Consider the following 18,515-nt stretch of genomic DNA (forward strand, 5'->3'; position numbering starts at 1 on the left):
TTTGCTGATAATTAATTAGTCACGCTAACTAAATATAAGTAATTAATAAGGCTGTGTCAAAGGAATAGAGGCATATTTCAAAAAAAGTTTCATAGAATATTCATAAATGTTATTGGAATACATCAATTGGTGGTACAATGTTCCACAAAGTAAGCGTTTCATTGACACTAAGTTTTATACTGATAAGATTAAGGAGAAGAAGGTGCTTAGACTATGGCTATCGCAACAATCAGACTCAAAGAATATAAGAGTGAAGCAAGTCCGACAGAAATGGCAGTCATTGATTTCATTCTAAAAAATCCGGAAGAAACAAGTCGTTCAACCATTTACAAGTTGGCAGAAAAGACCTTTTCTTCTCCATCTACGATTATCCGCTTATGTAAAAAGAATGGGTATTCAGGGTACAAGGAGTTTTCAAAAGATTTACTTTATGAACAGGCAATCCGCTTGAATTACAAAGAGAAAAATATCTCCGATTTGACTAGAACAGATGAGGTCGAAGAAATCGTCAGAAAGGTCACACACAAAAACATTCTTTCATTAGAAGAAACTGAAGATTTAATGGATATCGATGTCATCAAGGCGTCGGTTGAAGAGATGCTGGCATGTGAGAAGCTTTCTATTTTCGGAATTGGCGCGTCATTAATAGTTGCCAAGGATGCTCAACTTAAATTTACGCGTATCAACAAAATGTCTTATGTCAGTGAAGACTGGCATACACAGCTACTGATGGCTAAAAACATGAGTGAAAAAGATGTGGCGATGATTATTTCCTATTCTGGACAGACAAAGGAAATGATTACGTGTGCACAGGTTGCTAAAGAAAATGGCGCAAAAGTTATTTCTATTACTAAAAATGAAGAGTCTCCAATCAATAAGATAGCAGACTATTCACTGTATGTAGCCTCCAGTGAATTCAGCTTCAGGAGTGGGGCGATGTCTTCCAGAATTGCTCAACTGAACGTTATCGATATCTTATATACAAGTTTTATCAATAAAAAATACGAACAGTCTCTGGAAATACTGGAGAAAACACAAATCAAAAAGGAGCGGGAATAAATGGTAGAATTAGGTAAGATGGAAACAGAGAAACAGAATCAGAACACACTGAATTTGGATGAAATGAGTATCAAAGAGGCTTTGACGGTCATGAATAATGAAGATAAACATGTTGCGGAAGCAATTGAGGAGGTGATTCCTGAAATTGAGGAAGCTGTTCGCGTTATTATCACTCAACTTAATAAAGGGGGACGATTGATCTATACAGGTGCAGGGACGAGCGGGCGCCTTGGGGTACTTGATGCAGCTGAATGTCCACCGACATTTGGCACACCGAAAGAACTGGTCGTCGGGTTGATTGCCGGGGGTAAAACAGCATTGACTGAAGCAATCGAAGGATCAGAAGACAGTAAAGAAATGGGTAAGGAAGATTTACAGGCTATAGAATTAAACGTAAACGATGTGGTTGTCGGCCTGGCAGCAAGCGGACGGACACCGTATGTTATCGGGGCATTGCGCTATGCAAATGAACTGAGAACACCCACTATAGCGATTGCCTGCAATAAAAACAGCGCAATAGGAAATGAAGCAAACATAGCAATTGAAGCCGTACCCGGACCAGAAGTGCTGACGGGATCAACACGACTGAAAGCGGGCTCTACGCAGAAAATGATTTTGAATATGCTGTCAACTATTTCAATGGTTGGCATCGGAAAAGTGTACAAGAATTTGATGGTGGATGTTCAGCCAACAAATGAAAAACTGATTTCTAGAGCTGAGAACATCGTTATGAAAGCGACGGACACAGACAGAGAAACAGCCCGGCGTGCTTTAGCAGAGAGTGACGGGAAAGTAAAAGTTGCCATTATTATGATTTTATTAAATACGGACAAAGACTCTGCTGTTGAAAAGCTGGAAGAAACAAGAGGACATATTAGAAAAGCTTTATAAGAAAAGGAGAATCGTCAATGGTTAAAACTAATGAAACCCTTATTCAGGAAATTGTAGAAGCTGTCGGTGGCACACAGAATATTAACTCAGCTACTAACTGTATGACTAGATTACGTATGAATATCAAGGATCAGGAGAAAGTTGATCATGAGAAACTAAAAAATATAGAAGGTGTTATGGGAGTTGTTGATGCAGACACACTTCAAGTGGTTGTAGGACCAGGAAAAGCGAAAAAACTTGGAGACATGATGATTGAGAAATACAATGTCTCTCCATCATCTGATTCTTCAAACAACTGGCAGGATAATAAACAGTCTGTTAAAGATCGTCAAAAACAAGGAAAACTGAAAACAGCCTTAGAAACAATCGCGAACATCTTTATCCCGATGATTCCGGCTATCATTGCTGCAGGTATTTTCCAGGGATTCAGTAGTTTGATTGGCACAATGATCGGTGAAGGAACGATTTCTGGAGATGTCTGGGAAGGTATTCGTATAACGTTTGCTTTGATCGGTAACAGCTTCCTTGGGTACTTCGCCATCTTTACAGGTGTGAATGCGGCCAAACGTTTCGGTGCCACTGAAGCTTTAGGTGGAATGATCGGGGCCGCTTCAATTGCAGCACCCCTTGTTGAACTATCTACACTCGTAGGATTATATGATGCTGAAGAGCCTCTAAACTCTATTTTAACAACAGGTAAAGGCGGAATCATCGGCGTCATCTTCGGTGTTTACATTCTGGCTAAAATTGAAAGAGCCGTCCGTAAACGTGTACCGGATGTTCTGGATTTGATTGTAACCCCTGTTATAACCTTACTCATCACTGTCTTGTTGATGGCCTTTGTAATCATGCCACTGTCAGGATTCGCCTCAGACTTACTGGTTGACGGATTAAGTGTCATCATCGGATCCGATAATATGGTTGTCAGTGTGATATCAGGCTATATCTTAGCGGCAGTCTTCCTTCCAATGGTTCTTTTAGGATTGCACCACGGATTGATTCCAATCTATGCAATACAGTTGGAAGCATTAGGCGGCGTGTCTTTATTCCCAGTATTAGCTATGGCTGGAGCCGGACAAGTTGGAGCAGCTATCGCTATCTATCTGGTTGCTAAAAAAGCAGGAAATCAGCGACTGAAACAAATTATATCAGGCGCATTACCAGCAGGTATTCTAGGAATCGGTGAGCCCCTGATTTACGGTGTCACACTGCCTTTAGGTAAACCATTCATTACGGCAGGATTAGGTGCCGGATTTGGTGGAGCTTACGTTATGCTTATGGGCGTAACAGCGAACGCATGGGGTCCATCTGGTTGGGTTGCTCTTCCATTAATGCAAGGAAACGGGATTCTTCATTACGGTATTGGTATTCTGATTTCTTATATTGGCGGATTTATTATCACTCGTGCCTTTATTAAAGCGAAAGATATCGCACATGTCTAAATCATTAGGTTTTTCGGTCTATGTTTCTCACTTTGACAAACAGAAACCAGCTCTTGAAAAACTGAAAGGACAGCACTTTCCAATCTTCACGTCTCTGCACATGAACGAGGAACTATCTCAGGATTATGTTGAGCAAGTAGAAAAGATGTGTCTATGGCTATCTGACAATGAGTTTTACGTTATTGCGGATGTATCGCCGGTGACGATTGAAACATTTGGTGAAAAGACATTGAATTCTTTGGCTGAAAGGCTTCATTTAAATAATGTGAGACTTGATTATGGATTTGACTTAAATACGCTTGAACTGGATGATGCATTGGATGTAACGTTTAATGCATCAACCGTTCAGAAAAATGATGTGACGCGTTCCAAAGCACTCTACATGCACAACTTTTATCCTAGACCGGAAACGGGACTTGAGCCGGAACAGTTTTATACTATGAATGAAGCGATTCGGGCTGTGTCAGGAGATTTGACGGCGTTTATTTCAGGAGACAAAGAAACAAGAGGGCCTATCTATGAAGGCCTTCCGACGCTTGAGATGCACCGATACCAGTCGCCATATGCTCAATATGTGGATTTGATGAAACGCTATGAGCTCGACAAAGTGTTTGTAGGGGATCTTGTGCTCTCTGAAAAAGAGCTGGATCTGATCCTCTCTTATATGGAAGACGGCATCATACGGGTTCCAGTTGCTTTTTCGGAAGAAAACAGCTATTTGTACGATCAGCCGTTTACGGTTCGAGTCGATTCCCCTTCCACTCTCATACGGGTGCAGCAGTCACGTGAATACGCTCAACCAGGTAGAAAAGTCGTTGCTGCTCATACTGAGGAAAGAACGCGTGGGTCAGTTACTCTGGATAACGAAGGGTATAAGCGCTATTCTGGAGAAGTTCAAATGACAAAAAAAGATTACCCTGCTGACGAACGTGTGAATGTCATTGGGAGCATAGAGGAACAGTATCATTTGTTGCTGGACAATTTAAGTAACGGAGACACGTTTATATTTGTTTCCGGTAATTGAATCGATTGAGGGCAGTATTCTTTAACTGGAATGCTGCCCTTTTTGTATAAATTCACCTACTAGAGCGTGGACTTCATTAATTTTTTGGCTAATAATCAATAGAAGATGGCCATTCAGTTACTAGAACCATGAAATTCACATGCTTGAGGGCTTATAGTATGATTTTTTCTATCATAAGGGCTATTGTATTACTATAATAGAGTCATTTATCTTGTGAAAAAAAGGAGAGAAAGAGAATGAAAAAGTGGTGGGCACTTGCAGCGACAGTTGCAGTATTGACGGGGTGTGGAGACGGGGAAGATGCTTCCGAGTCAGATAACGAAGTGGATGTAGAAGAGACAGAAGAACCGACAGAAGAACCGACAGATACAACAGTAAATGAGGATACGGAAGATACCGAAGAGGTCGTTGAAGAAGAGCCAGACGAGGATGCTGAGGCAGATAATCAGGAAGAGGATGTCCAGTTCGTTCTGCAGATTTCAGATGAAGCTGCTGGTCTCTCTACAGAAACGGACGAGATACTTGGGTTATTGGATGACTTAATGGCGGAATCCGGAACGGAAGAAATTGGAGAAGAAGGAGAAGTTCGAGCTCAATATTCCGGTTTATTTCTGACGGATGAACAAACTGTATTATATGGCGTCTTTATTCTATCCAACCGTTCAGAAGAAGCCATGACAAACATCAGCATGGATTTGTCAGTAGCCGCAGATGATCTGGTACTATTTGAAGAGACTCAAGTCTATCTGGACCAGGAACATTTTGGGGTGCTCGAACCCAACACCGCTATGCCAGTGTATGTCGAAATAGATATCGCTCAGCTGGATACAATTGAAGAAATCAGTAATAACAGGGAAGAAATAACCTATGTTGATAATATTGTATTTGATTCCCCTGACGAGAACCCAGCGCCAAGAGACCCTGAAGGTCATATTCCAGGCTATCGTCCCGAGTACATGACGATGATGGCTGAAGGGCAAGATGGAACCAGTCAACCGGAAGGGAATGTCCCGGAATTGGAATTCGTTCTACCTGCTTACTTAGAAGATGAGGAATTGAGTATGGGAATGATACACGTTCAGGACATTCTTGATTTAGCAGCAGCCGGATCGATTGAAAATGATATTTCGATATACTGGACAGGGGTAGCTGAGCAGCAAGGAAGTGAAGAAAACTTTGAAGGTGTTTTCTTGTTGATGAACCGCACTGGATCAGACTTTAAAAATATTGAATTTGGCTTTACTCTGGAAGATGAGAATGGCAATGTGGTCTTCGAGGACCAGACCATCACCTTACCTGAAGACGAATTTGGTGTCTTGCGTGATGGAACGATGATGCCGGTATATGTATCAGTACCAGATGAAGGTGAAGCCGCATTTATGGGCATCATCGAACAGTATGGGGCTATTTATCGCTTTGAATCCTGGAATGCTGAAGAAGACTAACTTTTATGATGATGTATAAAGCCTGACTAAAGTATTCCGTATAAAAACGGAACACTTTTTGTCTGCGGATAGAGCTTCTTATTCAAGTGTCTGTTTTTAAATAGGCCTGTGAAAGAGTAAATATAAAAAGGGTATAATCGTGATAAATTTAACGTTAAGAGTATCAGGAACTGCTGATAAGTCTTCTTATACAAACGGGTTTAAGGTAAAATGACAAAGTACATAAAATTCGTTGAGAGAGTATAGAGGTGTGTCTGATGCAAACTGTTTTGAATACGCTGTCGCAGGTTATGGATGCGTTTGGGGCTGCGATAGTGGTTCCTTTTGTTCTACTGATTTTAAATTTAATTATGAAAGTCCCGCTTAAAAAGGCGATGCAGTCCGCATTAAGTGCTGGTATTGGGCTGACGGGATTTAATCTTCTGATTGGAGCCTACACGCCGATTGTGACACCAGTCGTTCAGAGAATGGTCGCGACAACCGGGGTGAACTTGAACATTTTAGATACTGGGTGGCAGGCAACCAGCATTGTTGCTTATTCTACTCAGGCAGGAATGATTTTCTTGGGTCTGGGTCTGCTGCTGCAGGTCGTCTTATTTTTACTGAAAATAACAGACGTGTTCTTCCCTTCTGACTTATGGAACAACTATTCTTATATGCTGTGGGGATCGATGATATACGCTGTGACTCGCAATATGCTGTTAGCTATCGGTCTGATGGTCCTGATCAATCTGTATACGATGGTTTTTTCAGAAGCATTGTCCAAAAGATGGTCTACTTATTATGGCTACCCAAGAGCAACTATTGTAGCTTCGCATGCTTTAGGAACATTTCCCGTTGCCGTTGGTATGAATGCCTTGTTAAATAAATTAGGCGCAGATAAAGTAAAATGGGATACGGTTTCACTGCAGAATAAGTTAGGTCTGTTAGGCGAACCGACTTCAATAGGGTTTCTTTTAGGGCTGTTGCTCGGACTAGCAGGGAATCTGACACGCCTGAATTCGATGGAAGGCTGGGGAGAAGCCTTTACAGTAGGAATCGCCACAGCCACCGTTATGGCTATATTCCCTAAAATAGCTGATATCTTTGCGTCTGCGTTTGCGACGATAACCGATGCATCTAAACAATCTACGGATTCGAGTGATGATGACCGAGAATGGTATCTGGCAATTAATGATGCGGCAGGTTACGGCGAACCGGCGACGATTATGACCGGTCTGCTGCTGATTCCGATTATTGTCATCTTGTCAATCGTCCTTCCAGGGAACCAGGCTTTGCCACTGGTAGACTTAGTGGCCTTGCCATATCTAGTACAGGCAATCGTATCCGTATCAAATGGGAACATTTTCAAATCGCTGATTACCGGAACGGTCTATCTTGTGCTGGGCTTGTATCTGGTGACCCTTGTGGCGCCTATCTTTACGGAAGTGGCTTTAGAAGTGGGTGTGGCTATACCAGATGGCGCACTGATGATCTTCAGCTTAACGGTACTGACTAACTTGCTCGGAGGGATTCTGTTCCTGGTCTTTATGACACAGAATATCTGGCTGATCGGGTTGACTGTAATCGTTTATATCGTCTTGTTTGCTTTATTCAAACGACACAAGCAGGCATTTCATAGGTACCTGGAAAAGCAGGCATTAGGCGATGAGGCTGAGGACACTCTAAAGACCCAAGGATTGAACGAATAGAGACAGCACGTAAAAGGCTAGACTGTGTTAAACTAATAAAAAGTCTGTTACAAACAAGGAGTATAAATGAATCCACTATTTAAATTTATTTTAAGGCTAGTGTCTTCACCTAAAATCGATATACAGGAAGACTATCAGTCTATGAGACGAATGCAGAGGTTTTTTGCAAGAAATCCGCAACCAAGGTATCGGTTTCTGGACGAGAAAATTTACACTACGGAAGGGAATCATGAAATCCCTGTCCGTATTTTTTACCCTAAGGAAAAACGTCATAACGGAGCGGTCCTTTATGTACATGGTGGAGGCTGGGTCATTGGAGACATAGAATCTTATTCGCGGACGTGTATCAATCTGGCAGACAGTTTGGGCCGCATTGTGTATTCCGTGGATTACCGTCTGGCACCGGAAGCCCCCTATCCAGCTGGGTTAAATGACTGCCTTCGTGTCGCAGAAGTCCTGATGACGGAAATCGAAGGGGAGGAAGAGCGTGACTGGATCTTTATGGGCGATTCAGCCGGAGCGAATCTGATTGCGGCGGTGTCACTCGTTTTGAGAGACAATGGACGAACACTTCCCGGAAAACAGGTCTTGATTTATCCGGTAACGTATTGGGATCACACGGAAGCTTCACCGTTCGAGTCAATTAAAACAAATGGCTACGAATACGGATTGACTATTAAGAAAATACAAGAATATATGGAGCTGTACGCACCTGATATGTCTATCAGAAAGAGTCCGACGATTTCACCACTGATGGCTGACAATCTGAGCGAACAGCCTGATACATTAGTTATTACAGCTGAATTCGATCCTTTAAGAGACGAGGGAGAAATGTACGGCAAAGCATTGGAAAAAGCTGGAAATAGTGTACGAATACATCGTGTGCTGAATGCAGTGCACGGATTCATCACGTATCCAAAATTTACAGAACCTGTTGAAGAAACCATTAAAGTCATTAAAGAGTTTTTAGGCCAGGAGTAGGGAGGAAATCAGATGGAAAAGAAAAATTGGGTCCGACTGGATAATGCATCAAATATTTTTCTGGCTGCACGTACTGAAGTAGATACAAAGGTTTTTCGGTTTTCAGCGCATATGACTGAAAGTGTTGACCCTGCTTCTTTGCAGAAAGCGCTAGTCAAGACCTATGAAGCTTACCCTCTTTTCCAGAACGTGATGAGGAGAGGGATCTTCTGGTATTATCTGGAGCACACGGAAAAAATCCCTTATGTTCAGCCTGAAACCCTTCCTCCGTGCACAGCCATTTACCATTATGACCGCAAGGAATTATTGTTCAGAGTCATTTATAATCAGAACCGTGTGCATCTAGAGGTCTTTCATGCCTTGACGGATGGGACTGGAGCGATGTGGTTTTTTGAAGATCTGATTACTGAATACACGCGTTTGCGTCACCCTGAAGCGTTTGGGGAGGAAGCACAGAAAACCCCCAGACAAAAACAGGATCTGGAGGACAGCTTCAAGCGGTATTTCAGGAAAAAGAAGAAAGAGCGTGAAGTGGAGCCGTCTCGAAAACCCTTTGAAGAGGCCTACAAAGAAGCCCGCGATATTGAAAAAAGCCTTCAACCCTATGAAGAACAACCGAAACAAAAGAATATTTACCGTGTAAAAGGAACGATGACCCCTGACCATAGACCACGGATCATTGAAATGCAGACCCCTGTGAAGCCGGTCTTAAATTTGGCTCGTAGCCACAAAGTTTCATTGACGCTTTATTTGACGGCGATCTATATGATGTCCGTGTACGAATCGATTGATGAAAAGAAAGAAGAAGAAACGATTACGGTCTCGATTCCGGTAAATCTGAGGCAGTTTTACCCGTCGTTTTCCGTCAGAAATTTCTTCAGTACAACGCTGATGGCGTACACATTTAAGAAAGATCAGGCTTTCGATATTGAACATATTTGTGATGTCATCGATAAGCAGCTGAAAAAAGAAGTTCAGCCTGAAGCTATCGAAAAAAGGCTCAAACGGTTTATTGGATTTGAATTTCACCCAGCCGTACGCGTTGTTTTCAGGCCGATTAAAGATATCGTGTTGAAGTGGGTCAGTCTATACACGAATCGTAAGATAACAGTCGCGATGTCCAACTTGGGAAGACTGGCGCTTCCAGAAGTGGTCGAACCATATGTCGATAATATCAACTTTTATACGGCAGTCGTCAGGCCACAGTTTTGTATGAACAGTTATAAGGATACATTGAACATTCTGTTTACCAGTCCTTTTGTGGACAAGACCATTCAGAGAAACTTTATCAGGCATCTCAGTCAGGAAGGGCTCAGCATTCGAATCGATGCCAATAAAGTCACAAGAGAGGAGTTTGAGGCATGAAAAAATGTCCGAATTGCCAGGTAGACGTGCTGGACAACTGGTCAGTCTGTCCCCTGTGTGAAAGTCCTCTGGAAACGACTGGTCAAGAAAGCCCGCCGACTTCTTTTCCTGAAATCAGCTTACGGTTTAATCGCCGGAAAGTGAAGCAATCATTGACACTGGTCTCGCTTCTTGTGGTACTGCTCTTTTTTGTCAGCCAGTCAATCTGGCGTTTTCAGTTCTTTGGTCTTGAATTTGTCTTGTTCGGCTTGATGACAACTTGGATCATGGTTCTGGTCCTGATTCGAAAAAGGCGGAATATTGTTAAAGGCATTGTCTATGTACTCATTATTTTCTCACTGCTGAGTGTGTATTTTGATTATATATTCGGCTGGCTGGGATGGTCATTAACCTTTGTGATTCCTACCCTCTGTATAGCGGCACTGCTGGCGATGTTTGTAGTGATACAAGTGGTTAAAATTGACCCGGGTGACTATATTCTATACCTTCAACTCGCTGCATTGATGGGATTCGTACCGTTTCTGTTTATCTTTATGGATTGGGTCGTTATAGAATTACCCAGCTGGGTTTCGATCATATTCAGTTTCCTCATGTTCTGGTCTGTTTTGGTCCGTCACGGAAAAGCCATATGGAACGAACTGGGAAAACGAATGCATGTGTAATAAAGCGTCAAAGTAATTAAGGTAAGGATGGTTAGAATGAAAAATATTTATGTCGTTGGTGCTATCATCGTTGAGAACGAGAAAATACTCTGTGCCCAAAGAGGGAACGAAAAGACATTGCCGAATTTGTGGGAGTTTCCGGGTGGGAAAATTGAAACCGGGGAAACTCCACAGCAAGCACTGATCCGTGAAATTTCGGAAGAATTACTCATTGAAGTGGATGTTCAGCCGGAGGTGTTCGAAGAAACAAGTTATGATTATGATTTCGGACGGGTTCATCTGACAACCTTCATTTGTTATTTAAAAAAAGGACGCCCTAGGTTGACGGAACATCTTCAAGTCAAGTGGATACCTTCTGAAGATCTGAAGTCGATCAAGTGGGCGCCAGCTGATATTCCGGCAGTAGAGAAACTAGTGAAGGAAGGCGTGAGTGTATGAGTGAAAAACTGGTTCAATCGCTGAAAAAGGCATTTATAGACCACAGAGTAACAGGTTCTCACTATGATCCGAAACTGATTATTAATGATGTGAAGAAAAAGGAATACATGCTGACTGTTCTGCACGATGAACTGAACACGTGTGATCATTTCTTTTTCTCGGTAGCTTTTCTTACTCAGGATGGATTGGCTTCTTTAAAGGCGCAGTTTGCAGACTTGCATAGGCGTGGGGTTAAAGGACGTATCCTCACATCTGTTTACTTAGCCTTCAATCAGCCGGATGTGTTTAAAGACTTGCTGACCATTCCAAACATTGAAGTCCGACTGTCTAAGAAAGAAGGATTCCATTCAAAAGGGTATCTCTTTAAACAAAAAGAGTACCAGTCGTTCATAGTTGGTAGCTCAAACCTGACGATGTCTGCATTAAAAGTCAATTATGAGTGGAATGTCAGACTCACCACTCGCGATCATGGGCAGATGATACAAGACATAAATGAGCATATGGAAAAGGAATGGCACGAAGCTGACCTTCTGACACCTAAATGGATAGAAGATTATCGGGCCTCGTATAAACCCCTAGTTCAGTGGGTAGAGGATCCTGTTAAAGTTGATCCTGCTGACGTCTATATCACTCCCAATGTTATGCAGAAAGATGCATTAAGAAATTTAGCTGGTTTGAGATCCCGCGGCGAGACAAAAGGCATTGTCGTTTCAGCAACTGGAACTGGAAAAACCTATTTATCAGCTTTTGATGTTGGACAGGCTGAACCTGATAGAGTTCTATTCGTTGTACATAGAGAACAGATTTTAAATAAAGCAAAAGAAGATTATAGACGAATACTTGGTGGTAAGAAGGACGACTACGGAATTTTATCAGGAAGTAAAAAAGAAAGTAACGCCAAATACGTCTTTGCGACTGTACAGACAATGTCAAAAGCGCATATTTTAGACCAGTTTAAACAAGATCACTTTGATTATATTCTAATAGATGAAGTTCATAAGGCAGGAGCAAAGTCATATCGCCAGATTATTGATTATTTTGAGCCCAAATTTTTACTTGGAATGACGGCCACGCCTGAACGGACGGATGGGTTTAACATATTCGAACTGTTTGATTACAATATTGCTTACGAAATCCGTCTCCAGGAGGCTCTTGAAGAGGATATGCTTTGTCCGTTCCACTACTTTGGGGTCACTGAATTTGAGAAGAACGGCGAACTGCTCACTGATTCAGCTAATATTAATCAATTGGTTGAAAGAGAACGAGTCGACTACCTGATTGAAAAAATAAAGTACTATGGGTGTTCAAAAAACGATCCAAAAGGGCTAATCTTCTGTAGCCGCAAGGATGAAGCTGAGCAGTTATCTCACTTATTCAATCAAAAGGGATACCCCAGCAGCTACTTATCTGGAGAGGATTCCCTAGACAAACGGGAAGAAGAGGTCAATCGTCTGGAAAACGGTAAGATCAATTATATTTTCACTGTTGATATATTCAACGAAGGAATCGACATTCCAAAAATCAATCAAATCGTGATGCTGAGAAATACCCAGTCCAATATAATTTTCATCCAGCAGCTGGGAAGGGGTCTACGTAAAGACACGTCAAAAGATTACGTAACAGTCATTGATTTCATTGGGAATTACAAGAATAACTATATGATTCCTATGGCTTTGTCTGGAGATACATCAAGAAATAAGAATGGATTGAGAAAAGATACCTATGATACTCATTTCATTTCCGGCATTTCAAGTATCAACTTTGAATCTATCGCCAAAAAGCAGATTTTTCAGTCAATTAATCAAATAAAGCTGGATTCGATGAAAGAATTAAGGAAAGAATTTGATCTGCTGTATAATCGTATTGGGCGTGTGCCTTACTTAAAAGACTTTCAGATCAATCAGACCATCGACCCTTATATTCTGGCGACTAAGAAAAAAAGTTACTATGACTTCTTAGTTTATATGAAACAGAACAAAAAATTGCTTACAGAATCAGAGCAGCGGTACCTCCAAATTGCTTCCAGAGAATTTCTTGCAGGGATGAGAAAGCATGAATTGATTTTTCTCAAAACACTGATTGAAGATAACACTTCAATCAGTAATATCGAATCATTAACTAAATTGTTTAAGGATAATGGACTTATCAGCAATGAAAAAACAATTCGTTCAGTCATTAAGACACTGACGCTCACATTCTATACAGCATCAACAGCAAAGACATATGATAATCATTCATTTATTGACTATACCGACAATGGAATACAATTGAGCAATCTGTTTAATGAAGCCTTAAGAAATGATTACTTTAAACAACTGCTGATGGATATTTTGGAGACGGGCCTGCTGAAATCTGAAGCATTCAGAACTGATTCACCCCTATCGCGTTATCAGAAATATAAACGAAAAGATGTTCTGAGATTACTTAACTGGAAAGAGCAAATGGTCGACCAGAATATTGGAGGATACACAGCCAAAGATGGTGAGTTTGTTATATTCATTACTTTGGAAAAAGGAGAAGAATTCTCTGGTGCACTAATGGCTTATGAAGACGAATTAATGGATTCATCTACATTGAAGTGGTTCACTAAGTCTCCTCGAACGCTAAATTCTCCAGAAGTCAAAAAATTGCAGGATCCTGGGAACTGGACTTATCGAGTTTTTGCAAAGAAATCTGATGATGAGGGGACCGATTTCTACTATCTTGGAGAATGCACCCCGGTTCAGGACAGTATTGAGGGATTAAATAAGCCCATTCAAGATGGCACTAAAAAATCGGTTGTAGAAATGCTCTTGAAATTCGATGAACCGATTGAAAATAGTCTATTTCAGTATTTAACAGTATTAGAATAAATAAACAGATCCCTTCTCCGTTTGAGAGAGGGGATCTGTTTGTCTGTTAAATAGCTTTAGAGTGACGTTTGTTTTCGTACATAGCCGAATCGGCTTTATTTAGAAGGCCTAGAACACTCTGACTGTCTTTAGGGTAGTAGGCAAAGCCGACACTTGGGGTGCTGACGACTTCGTACCCGTTTATGTTATAGGACTGGTTCAGCTTGTTCAACAACTGGCTGGCCCGTCTCATTGCATCATCATAATGATCAAGATTATCTATCAGGATGGTAAACTCGTCCCCGCCTAAACGAGCAGCATAGTCTTGTTCTGTGACCATCGATTTGATACGGGAAGAAACAGCGGCAAGGAGTGAGTCACCAAAAGCATGACCGTATTCATCATTGATGTTTTTAAAGTTATTCAGGTCCATAAAGATTACAGCAAACTTCTTATCATTGATTTTAGCGTCTTTGATTGCCGTCTGGAGCACATCTTCAAAGCAGATGCGGTTAGCCAGATGAGTCAGGTGGTCATGGAATGCCATGTATTGGATCTGTTCCTGATTAATCTTATTCTCTGTCACATCTCGAGCAATGGCATAAACGCCGACCACTTTATTATCTACTTTGATGGGAATATGTGTAATGCTTAAATAGTAAAATTCTTGTAGTTTGTTAGTCAGTGGCAAGTCATAATGCTTGAACACGCCATTTTTTGCATTAGTGAAATGCTGCTGTACCGTCTCCTGATGGTCCGGGTGAATAAAATTAAGAAGGGGACGTCCAACTAGCTCGGCTTGCGTGCACGCTAGGATTTCAGCCCCCTTTTCATTTACACTTTCCACTATGCCATCTAAATTGAACGAAAAGGCAGCGTCTGGGTGATGATCAAACAAAGAGCGGTAGCGTTCCTGATTCGTTTCCAGTTTCTCCAGATTTGTTAAGTACTTGTTTAATAGTTTCTGATTATCTGAGAAGAATAAAAACTGCCTAACCATAATTAAGGTAATCGACACACCTAATCCGACAAGGATAGCATCCACACTAGTAGTGGTCAGAATTCTAAAGGTGAAAAGGATGATTAGACTAGCATAAGGAAAGAGTAGGTGAAACACATGTAGGCGTTTTTCCAGTAATAAACGAGAAGGGATTAATGAGTTCTGTTCTTCTTTCTCAAGCAGACCGGTATAGCCAATCAGCATAACTCCCAGAATAAACAAGGGATCTGTCCAGCTGCCTGAAAAGTATTCATTGAAACTGATCATATAAACAAAAGCAGTATCGGCTATTATATAGGTCAGGAGCCCTGCCGATAAGAAAAGCAGCATTTTGTGGGAGAAGATTTTTTGTCCAGTAAAATATAAAATAAGAACGAATAAAGCAAGGGCCAGATCACCGATAGGATAGGCTAACGAAACGGCTACAGCCAGCAGTGAAATATCCCCGGCAGCTATAATCGGACTGAGGATAAAATACCAGCTGAATGTCACAAGCATAACCATTACAAGAAGAATATCGGATAGATGGCGCATCAATACGAGGTTGCGTTTTTCCTGATGCAATTTGTATACGAAAGCACCAATGTAGAATGCTATATTCAGCACATAGAAGATGTCAGGTACCCCTGGGTAGGGAACCTCTAAACCAAGTATACTTTCATATGTAATCCACAACACTTCAGCAACAAGGTAACTGGCAGTTCCAAGGGTTAGAAGAAACCAGAACAGTTTATTTTCAGGTGGACTGCGCCGAACTGTGTGATAAAGCCAGATGGTCGGTACAGCACTCCCTATAAGTGACAGAACGTTTCCGCCCCAGGTTAAAGGTGATGAGTAATCTTGAAAGAGAAAAATCCATACGTAATAAGAAGCGGTGAATAAAAATATAAAACCCAGCCAATACGCATTCTTTCGGTTAGTAGTCATAAGAGTATCTCCTTATTATTATAAGAAGCTAAGTATTATCTCTAACAATAGGATAATATTAACAACGTGGACGGGGTCTTTCTTTAAACGAAAACCATTAACATAGTTATTAATATTCATTGATGTTATAAGCATTATACTACGTTTTCATCAGTATATACTAACAATATGCTGTAAAATGTGAACTTTTTGTAACAACTATTATATAACGCTTGTTCCAAAGGGTCATCACCACGAGTCTAAGGTAAATGGGTAATGTAAATTAATTAGAAAATAAACAGTATTTTTGAATATAAAAAGATGAAACCGTGTTTTTATACATATTTATACTATAAGCTGAAAGTGAGATGCAATCTGGAATCATTTTTTATGTCCGATTGTGGGTTGACGAAAATCGTTAATGCCTCACGATTAAATAGGGTATTTTTATTCTTAAGAGGATACAAGCACTGTAATCTTACCATTAGAGCCATCTGATCTTAATTGAAACTGTTATAAGTGGAAAAACAGAAAAGCTTGTTTTACTATTAAGTAAAGTAACAGGGAAGTAGAGGTGTGATTATGGGGATCGTCTTATTTATTCTGGGGACAAGTGTGACCGTCTTCACTGTAGTGGATTTGATCTGGACAACGCTGTGGATCGACGGAGGGGCTGGACCCATTTCTAAACGGATTGCCAGAGTGACCTGGATGATGACAAAGAAAATCAGTAAAAATAGAAAAGGCTTATTCAATATCGTTGGGCCCTTAATACTGGTGTTTACCTTGCTAAGCTGGGTTCTGTTGCTGTGGCTGGGATTAACGGTACTGTTTTCTTCAGACCCAAACTCTATTGTAAAAACCACATTCGATGGGCCTGTAATGTGGTACGAACGGGTCTATTTCACGGGTTTTTCACTTTTCACGCTGGGAATAGGGGATTATTCTCCTCAACCGGGTCTATGGCAGATTATCACAGCCATCAATTCAGGAATGGGGATACTGCTGTTAACATTAGGGGCATCCTACACAATTTCAGTCATTAGTGCTGTTGTTAAAAAGCGCGCAGTTGCCCGCACAATCACTGGATTAGGCGAAAATAGTACGGAGATTATACAAAAAGCCTGGAATGGCGAAGATTTTTACCAGCTTGATTTATTTCTAATGAATGTCTCCTCGCAAATAACCGAGCTGACGCAGCAGCATCAAGCTTATCCGTTACTGCACTACTACCACAGTCAGAAACCAGATGAGTCGAGTGCCGTAGGGATAGCGATTCTGGATGATCTGCTGACGATACTCTATTATGGAGTGGACGATAAAAGCACAGTGAATATGCCCCTGCTCATTGAAGCGAGGTCAAGTATTGGAACCTATTTGGAAACGATGACGTCTGCTTTCATTAAGCAGGCGGAGACTGTTCCACCAGCTCCAACATTAAGTAATCTGAAAGGAGAATCAGTGCCGCTCGTTTCAGAAGACACGTTCTCTAAACAAATTGATAGTATCAGTCAGCGAAGAAAACAATTGCTGGGAGCTGTTCAAGCGGATAACCATGAGTGGCCCTGATTTTATAGAAAAAGCAAATACCCCCTTCGGTAGCCAAGATGAGCTGCCTTAGGGGGTATTTTGTGTAGAAATCAATGTTAAGCAGAATTTACTGAAAATACTCTAAACTGCTATAGGGTAGTTTGCATTGGTCAGATACGTATTCAGGAAATATTTTACGCGCGTTCGGTACAATTCTTTATCTGCAACATAAGCATAACCATGCTTGGCTCCCAAAGCGATATACAAATCTTTTGGACCCTTGGCAGCATGATAGAGCTCGTAGGCCATATGAGTAGGGACAAAATCGTCATCGTCGCCGTGAATGAATAAAATAGGAGTCGATGATTTCTTGACTTGTTCTTCCGGACTGGCTTCTCCAAACCAGTAACCGGCTTTTACTTTTGTGATTAAACTGGTCATGGGAATAAAGGGATATTGCGGCAATTTATACATAGATTTCAGCTGATGAGCCATTTCTTTTGTAACAGAGCTGTATCCGCAGTCTTCTATGATCGCCTTGACGTTGTGTGGCAGTGTTTCGCCACTGACATTCATGACGGTGGCTGCTCCCATACTCAATCCATATAAAATGATCTCACTGTCTTCACCATAATCGGCTATCAGTTTTTCGATCCAGCTGACATAATCTTTTCGTTCGTGCCAGCCAAATCCGATATAGTTGCCTTCACTGCTTCCGTGCCCTCTGGCATCAGGAATGAGCAAATTGAATCCCAGGTCAAAATACAGTTTAGCCCAAGGGGCCATGTCCCGGTTGCTCCCGCCGTAGCCATGCGCAATAATCGCAAATTTCTTTGTCTGTTCGTCATGTGGAATCAGCATTCCGGATAAAGTGAGCTCATCAGTGGAGCGAATCGTCAACGTTTCCTTGTTTACAGATCGATACCATTCTTTTTCATCGGTCCATGGATCATCCGGCATAATCTCTTCCATGGTGTATTCATCAATAAACTCTTTTTTGTTAATGCCGACTGCTGTTTTATAGAAGTGGGCACTGGCGTAGGCTAATGCAGAAGCTGCTAAACCGGCAGTACCAAGGATTCCCCATTTGACTGACTTTTTCATAAGTATCTATCCTTTCGTATTCTAAAGGTCTTTTTTCTATTGTACAGTAAAGGCGTGAAAAAACTGAGACTAAATACAATTTGTCAGGTACCTTGACATCAGTTTCGATATAATGTTTAATATACCCTATAGGGTATATAACCCTT

14 protein-coding genes are annotated in these 18,515 nt (G+C 41.3%); 12 read left to right on the forward strand and 2 right to left on the reverse strand.

Going from position 1 to position 18,515, the window contains the following annotated elements; translation table 11 throughout:
• Nucleotides 1-213 precede the first annotated feature (213 nt).
• The 11 genes from CLV38_RS07735 to CLV38_RS07785 all read left to right on the forward strand — a co-directional run bounded on the left by CLV38_RS07735 (nt 214) and on the right by CLV38_RS07785 (nt 13,850).
• Complete coding sequence (locus tag CLV38_RS07735; RefSeq protein WP_106193665.1) at nt 214-1,059, forward strand: MurR/RpiR family transcriptional regulator; 846 nt, start codon at nt 214-216, stop codon at nt 1,057-1,059.
• Nucleotides 1,060-1,950 carry an N-acetylmuramic acid 6-phosphate etherase gene (murQ, locus tag CLV38_RS07740; protein ID WP_106193667.1) on the forward strand — a complete coding sequence of 297 codons (891 nt, stop codon included), beginning with the start codon at nt 1,060-1,062 and terminating at the stop codon, nt 1,948-1,950.
• Between the two features lie 17 nt (nt 1,951-1,967).
• Nucleotides 1,968-3,392: a PTS transporter subunit EIIC gene (locus tag CLV38_RS07745; RefSeq protein ID WP_106193670.1), complete on the forward strand. Its 1,425-nt coding sequence runs from the start codon at nt 1,968-1,970 to the stop codon at nt 3,390-3,392.
• Nucleotides 3,385-4,416: a MupG family TIM beta-alpha barrel fold protein gene (locus CLV38_RS07750; RefSeq protein ID WP_106193672.1), complete on the forward strand. Its 1,032-nt coding sequence runs from the start codon at nt 3,385-3,387 to the stop codon at nt 4,414-4,416. Before CLV38_RS07745 ends, CLV38_RS07750 begins: the two co-directional genes overlap by 8 nt.
• A gap of 236 nt (nt 4,417-4,652) precedes the next feature.
• On the forward strand, nt 4,653-5,861 hold the full coding sequence (locus CLV38_RS07755; protein WP_106193675.1) for a hypothetical protein: 1,209 nt from the start codon (nt 4,653-4,655) through the stop codon (nt 5,859-5,861).
• Nucleotides 5,862-6,118: 257 nt separating this feature from the next.
• Nucleotides 6,119-7,552: a PTS transporter subunit IIC gene (locus tag CLV38_RS07760; protein WP_106193677.1), complete on the forward strand. Its 1,434-nt coding sequence runs from the start codon at nt 6,119-6,121 to the stop codon at nt 7,550-7,552.
• A gap of 66 nt (nt 7,553-7,618) precedes the next feature.
• Entirely contained in the window at nt 7,619-8,533 is a 915-nt protein-coding gene (locus CLV38_RS07765) for an alpha/beta hydrolase (RefSeq protein ID WP_106193680.1), read from the forward strand.
• A 12-nt stretch (nt 8,534-8,545) separates the two neighbouring features.
• Complete coding sequence (locus CLV38_RS07770) at nt 8,546-9,898, forward strand: condensation domain-containing protein (protein WP_106193684.1); 1,353 nt, start codon at nt 8,546-8,548, stop codon at nt 9,896-9,898.
• Entirely contained in the window at nt 9,895-10,560 is a 666-nt protein-coding gene (locus CLV38_RS07775; protein WP_106193686.1) for a DUF6320 domain-containing protein, read from the forward strand. The genes CLV38_RS07770 and CLV38_RS07775 overlap by 4 nt, the downstream gene beginning before the upstream one ends.
• Nucleotides 10,561-10,596: 36 nt before the next feature.
• Nucleotides 10,597-10,998, forward strand: a complete 402-nt coding sequence (locus tag CLV38_RS07780) for a (deoxy)nucleoside triphosphate pyrophosphohydrolase (RefSeq protein ID WP_425427778.1) — start codon at nt 10,597-10,599, stop codon at nt 10,996-10,998.
• Nucleotides 10,995-13,850, forward strand: a complete 2,856-nt coding sequence (locus CLV38_RS07785) for a DEAD/DEAH box helicase (protein ID WP_106193691.1) — start codon at nt 10,995-10,997, stop codon at nt 13,848-13,850. Before CLV38_RS07780 ends, CLV38_RS07785 begins: the two co-directional genes overlap by 4 nt.
• Nucleotides 13,851-13,896: 46 nt before the next feature.
• On the opposite strand, the gene CLV38_RS07790 is transcribed toward CLV38_RS07785, so the two are convergent.
• Nucleotides 13,897-15,756 (reverse strand): diguanylate cyclase domain-containing protein, encoded by a 1,860-nt coding sequence (locus CLV38_RS07790; protein WP_106193693.1) that lies wholly within the window; start codon nt 15,754-15,756, stop codon nt 13,897-13,899.
• A gap of 561 nt (nt 15,757-16,317) precedes the next feature.
• Between CLV38_RS07790 and CLV38_RS07795 the strand changes: the two genes are divergently transcribed.
• Nucleotides 16,318-17,304, forward strand: a complete 987-nt coding sequence (locus tag CLV38_RS07795) for a hypothetical protein (RefSeq protein ID WP_106193696.1) — start codon at nt 16,318-16,320, stop codon at nt 17,302-17,304.
• 102 nt (nt 17,305-17,406) lie between these two features.
• On the opposite strand, the gene CLV38_RS07800 is transcribed toward CLV38_RS07795, so the two are convergent.
• The gene (locus tag CLV38_RS07800) at nt 17,407-18,369 is read right to left on the reverse strand and encodes an alpha/beta hydrolase (protein ID WP_106193698.1); all 963 of its coding nucleotides are present in this window, start codon (nt 18,367-18,369) and stop codon (nt 17,407-17,409) included.
• Between the last annotated feature and the right edge of the window lie 146 nt (nt 18,370-18,515).

The sequence above is a fragment of the Alkalibacterium olivapovliticus genome (genome assembly GCF_003003275.1).
GTDB lineage: Bacteria > Bacillota > Bacilli > Lactobacillales > Carnobacteriaceae_A > Alkalibacterium > Alkalibacterium olivapovliticum.

Coding starts and splice junctions, on each gene's coding strand:
- CLV38_RS07735 (WP_106193665.1), top strand. CDS start 214: ATGGCTATCGCAACAATCAGACTCAAAGAATATAAGAGTGAAGCAAGT.
- murQ (WP_106193667.1), top strand. CDS start 1,060: ATGGTAGAATTAGGTAAGATGGAAACAGAGAAACAGAATCAGAACACA.
- CLV38_RS07745 (WP_106193670.1), top strand. CDS start 1,968: ATGGTTAAAACTAATGAAACCCTTATTCAGGAAATTGTAGAAGCTGTC.
- CLV38_RS07750 (WP_106193672.1), top strand. CDS start 3,385: ATGTCTAAATCATTAGGTTTTTCGGTCTATGTTTCTCACTTTGACAAA.
- CLV38_RS07755 (WP_106193675.1), top strand. CDS start 4,653: ATGAAAAAGTGGTGGGCACTTGCAGCGACAGTTGCAGTATTGACGGGG.
- CLV38_RS07760 (WP_106193677.1), top strand. CDS start 6,119: ATGCAAACTGTTTTGAATACGCTGTCGCAGGTTATGGATGCGTTTGGG.
- CLV38_RS07765 (WP_106193680.1), top strand. CDS start 7,619: ATGAATCCACTATTTAAATTTATTTTAAGGCTAGTGTCTTCACCTAAA.
- CLV38_RS07770 (WP_106193684.1), top strand. CDS start 8,546: ATGGAAAAGAAAAATTGGGTCCGACTGGATAATGCATCAAATATTTTT.
- CLV38_RS07775 (WP_106193686.1), top strand. CDS start 9,895: ATGAAAAAATGTCCGAATTGCCAGGTAGACGTGCTGGACAACTGGTCA.
- CLV38_RS07780 (WP_425427778.1), top strand. CDS start 10,597: ATGAAAAATATTTATGTCGTTGGTGCTATCATCGTTGAGAACGAGAAA.
- CLV38_RS07785 (WP_106193691.1), top strand. CDS start 10,995: ATGAGTGAAAAACTGGTTCAATCGCTGAAAAAGGCATTTATAGACCAC.
- CLV38_RS07790 (WP_106193693.1), bottom strand. CDS start 15,756: ATGACTACTAACCGAAAGAATGCGTATTGGCTGGGTTTTATATTTTTA.
- CLV38_RS07795 (WP_106193696.1), top strand. CDS start 16,318: ATGGGGATCGTCTTATTTATTCTGGGGACAAGTGTGACCGTCTTCACT.
- CLV38_RS07800 (WP_106193698.1), bottom strand. CDS start 18,369: ATGAAAAAGTCAGTCAAATGGGGAATCCTTGGTACTGCCGGTTTAGCA.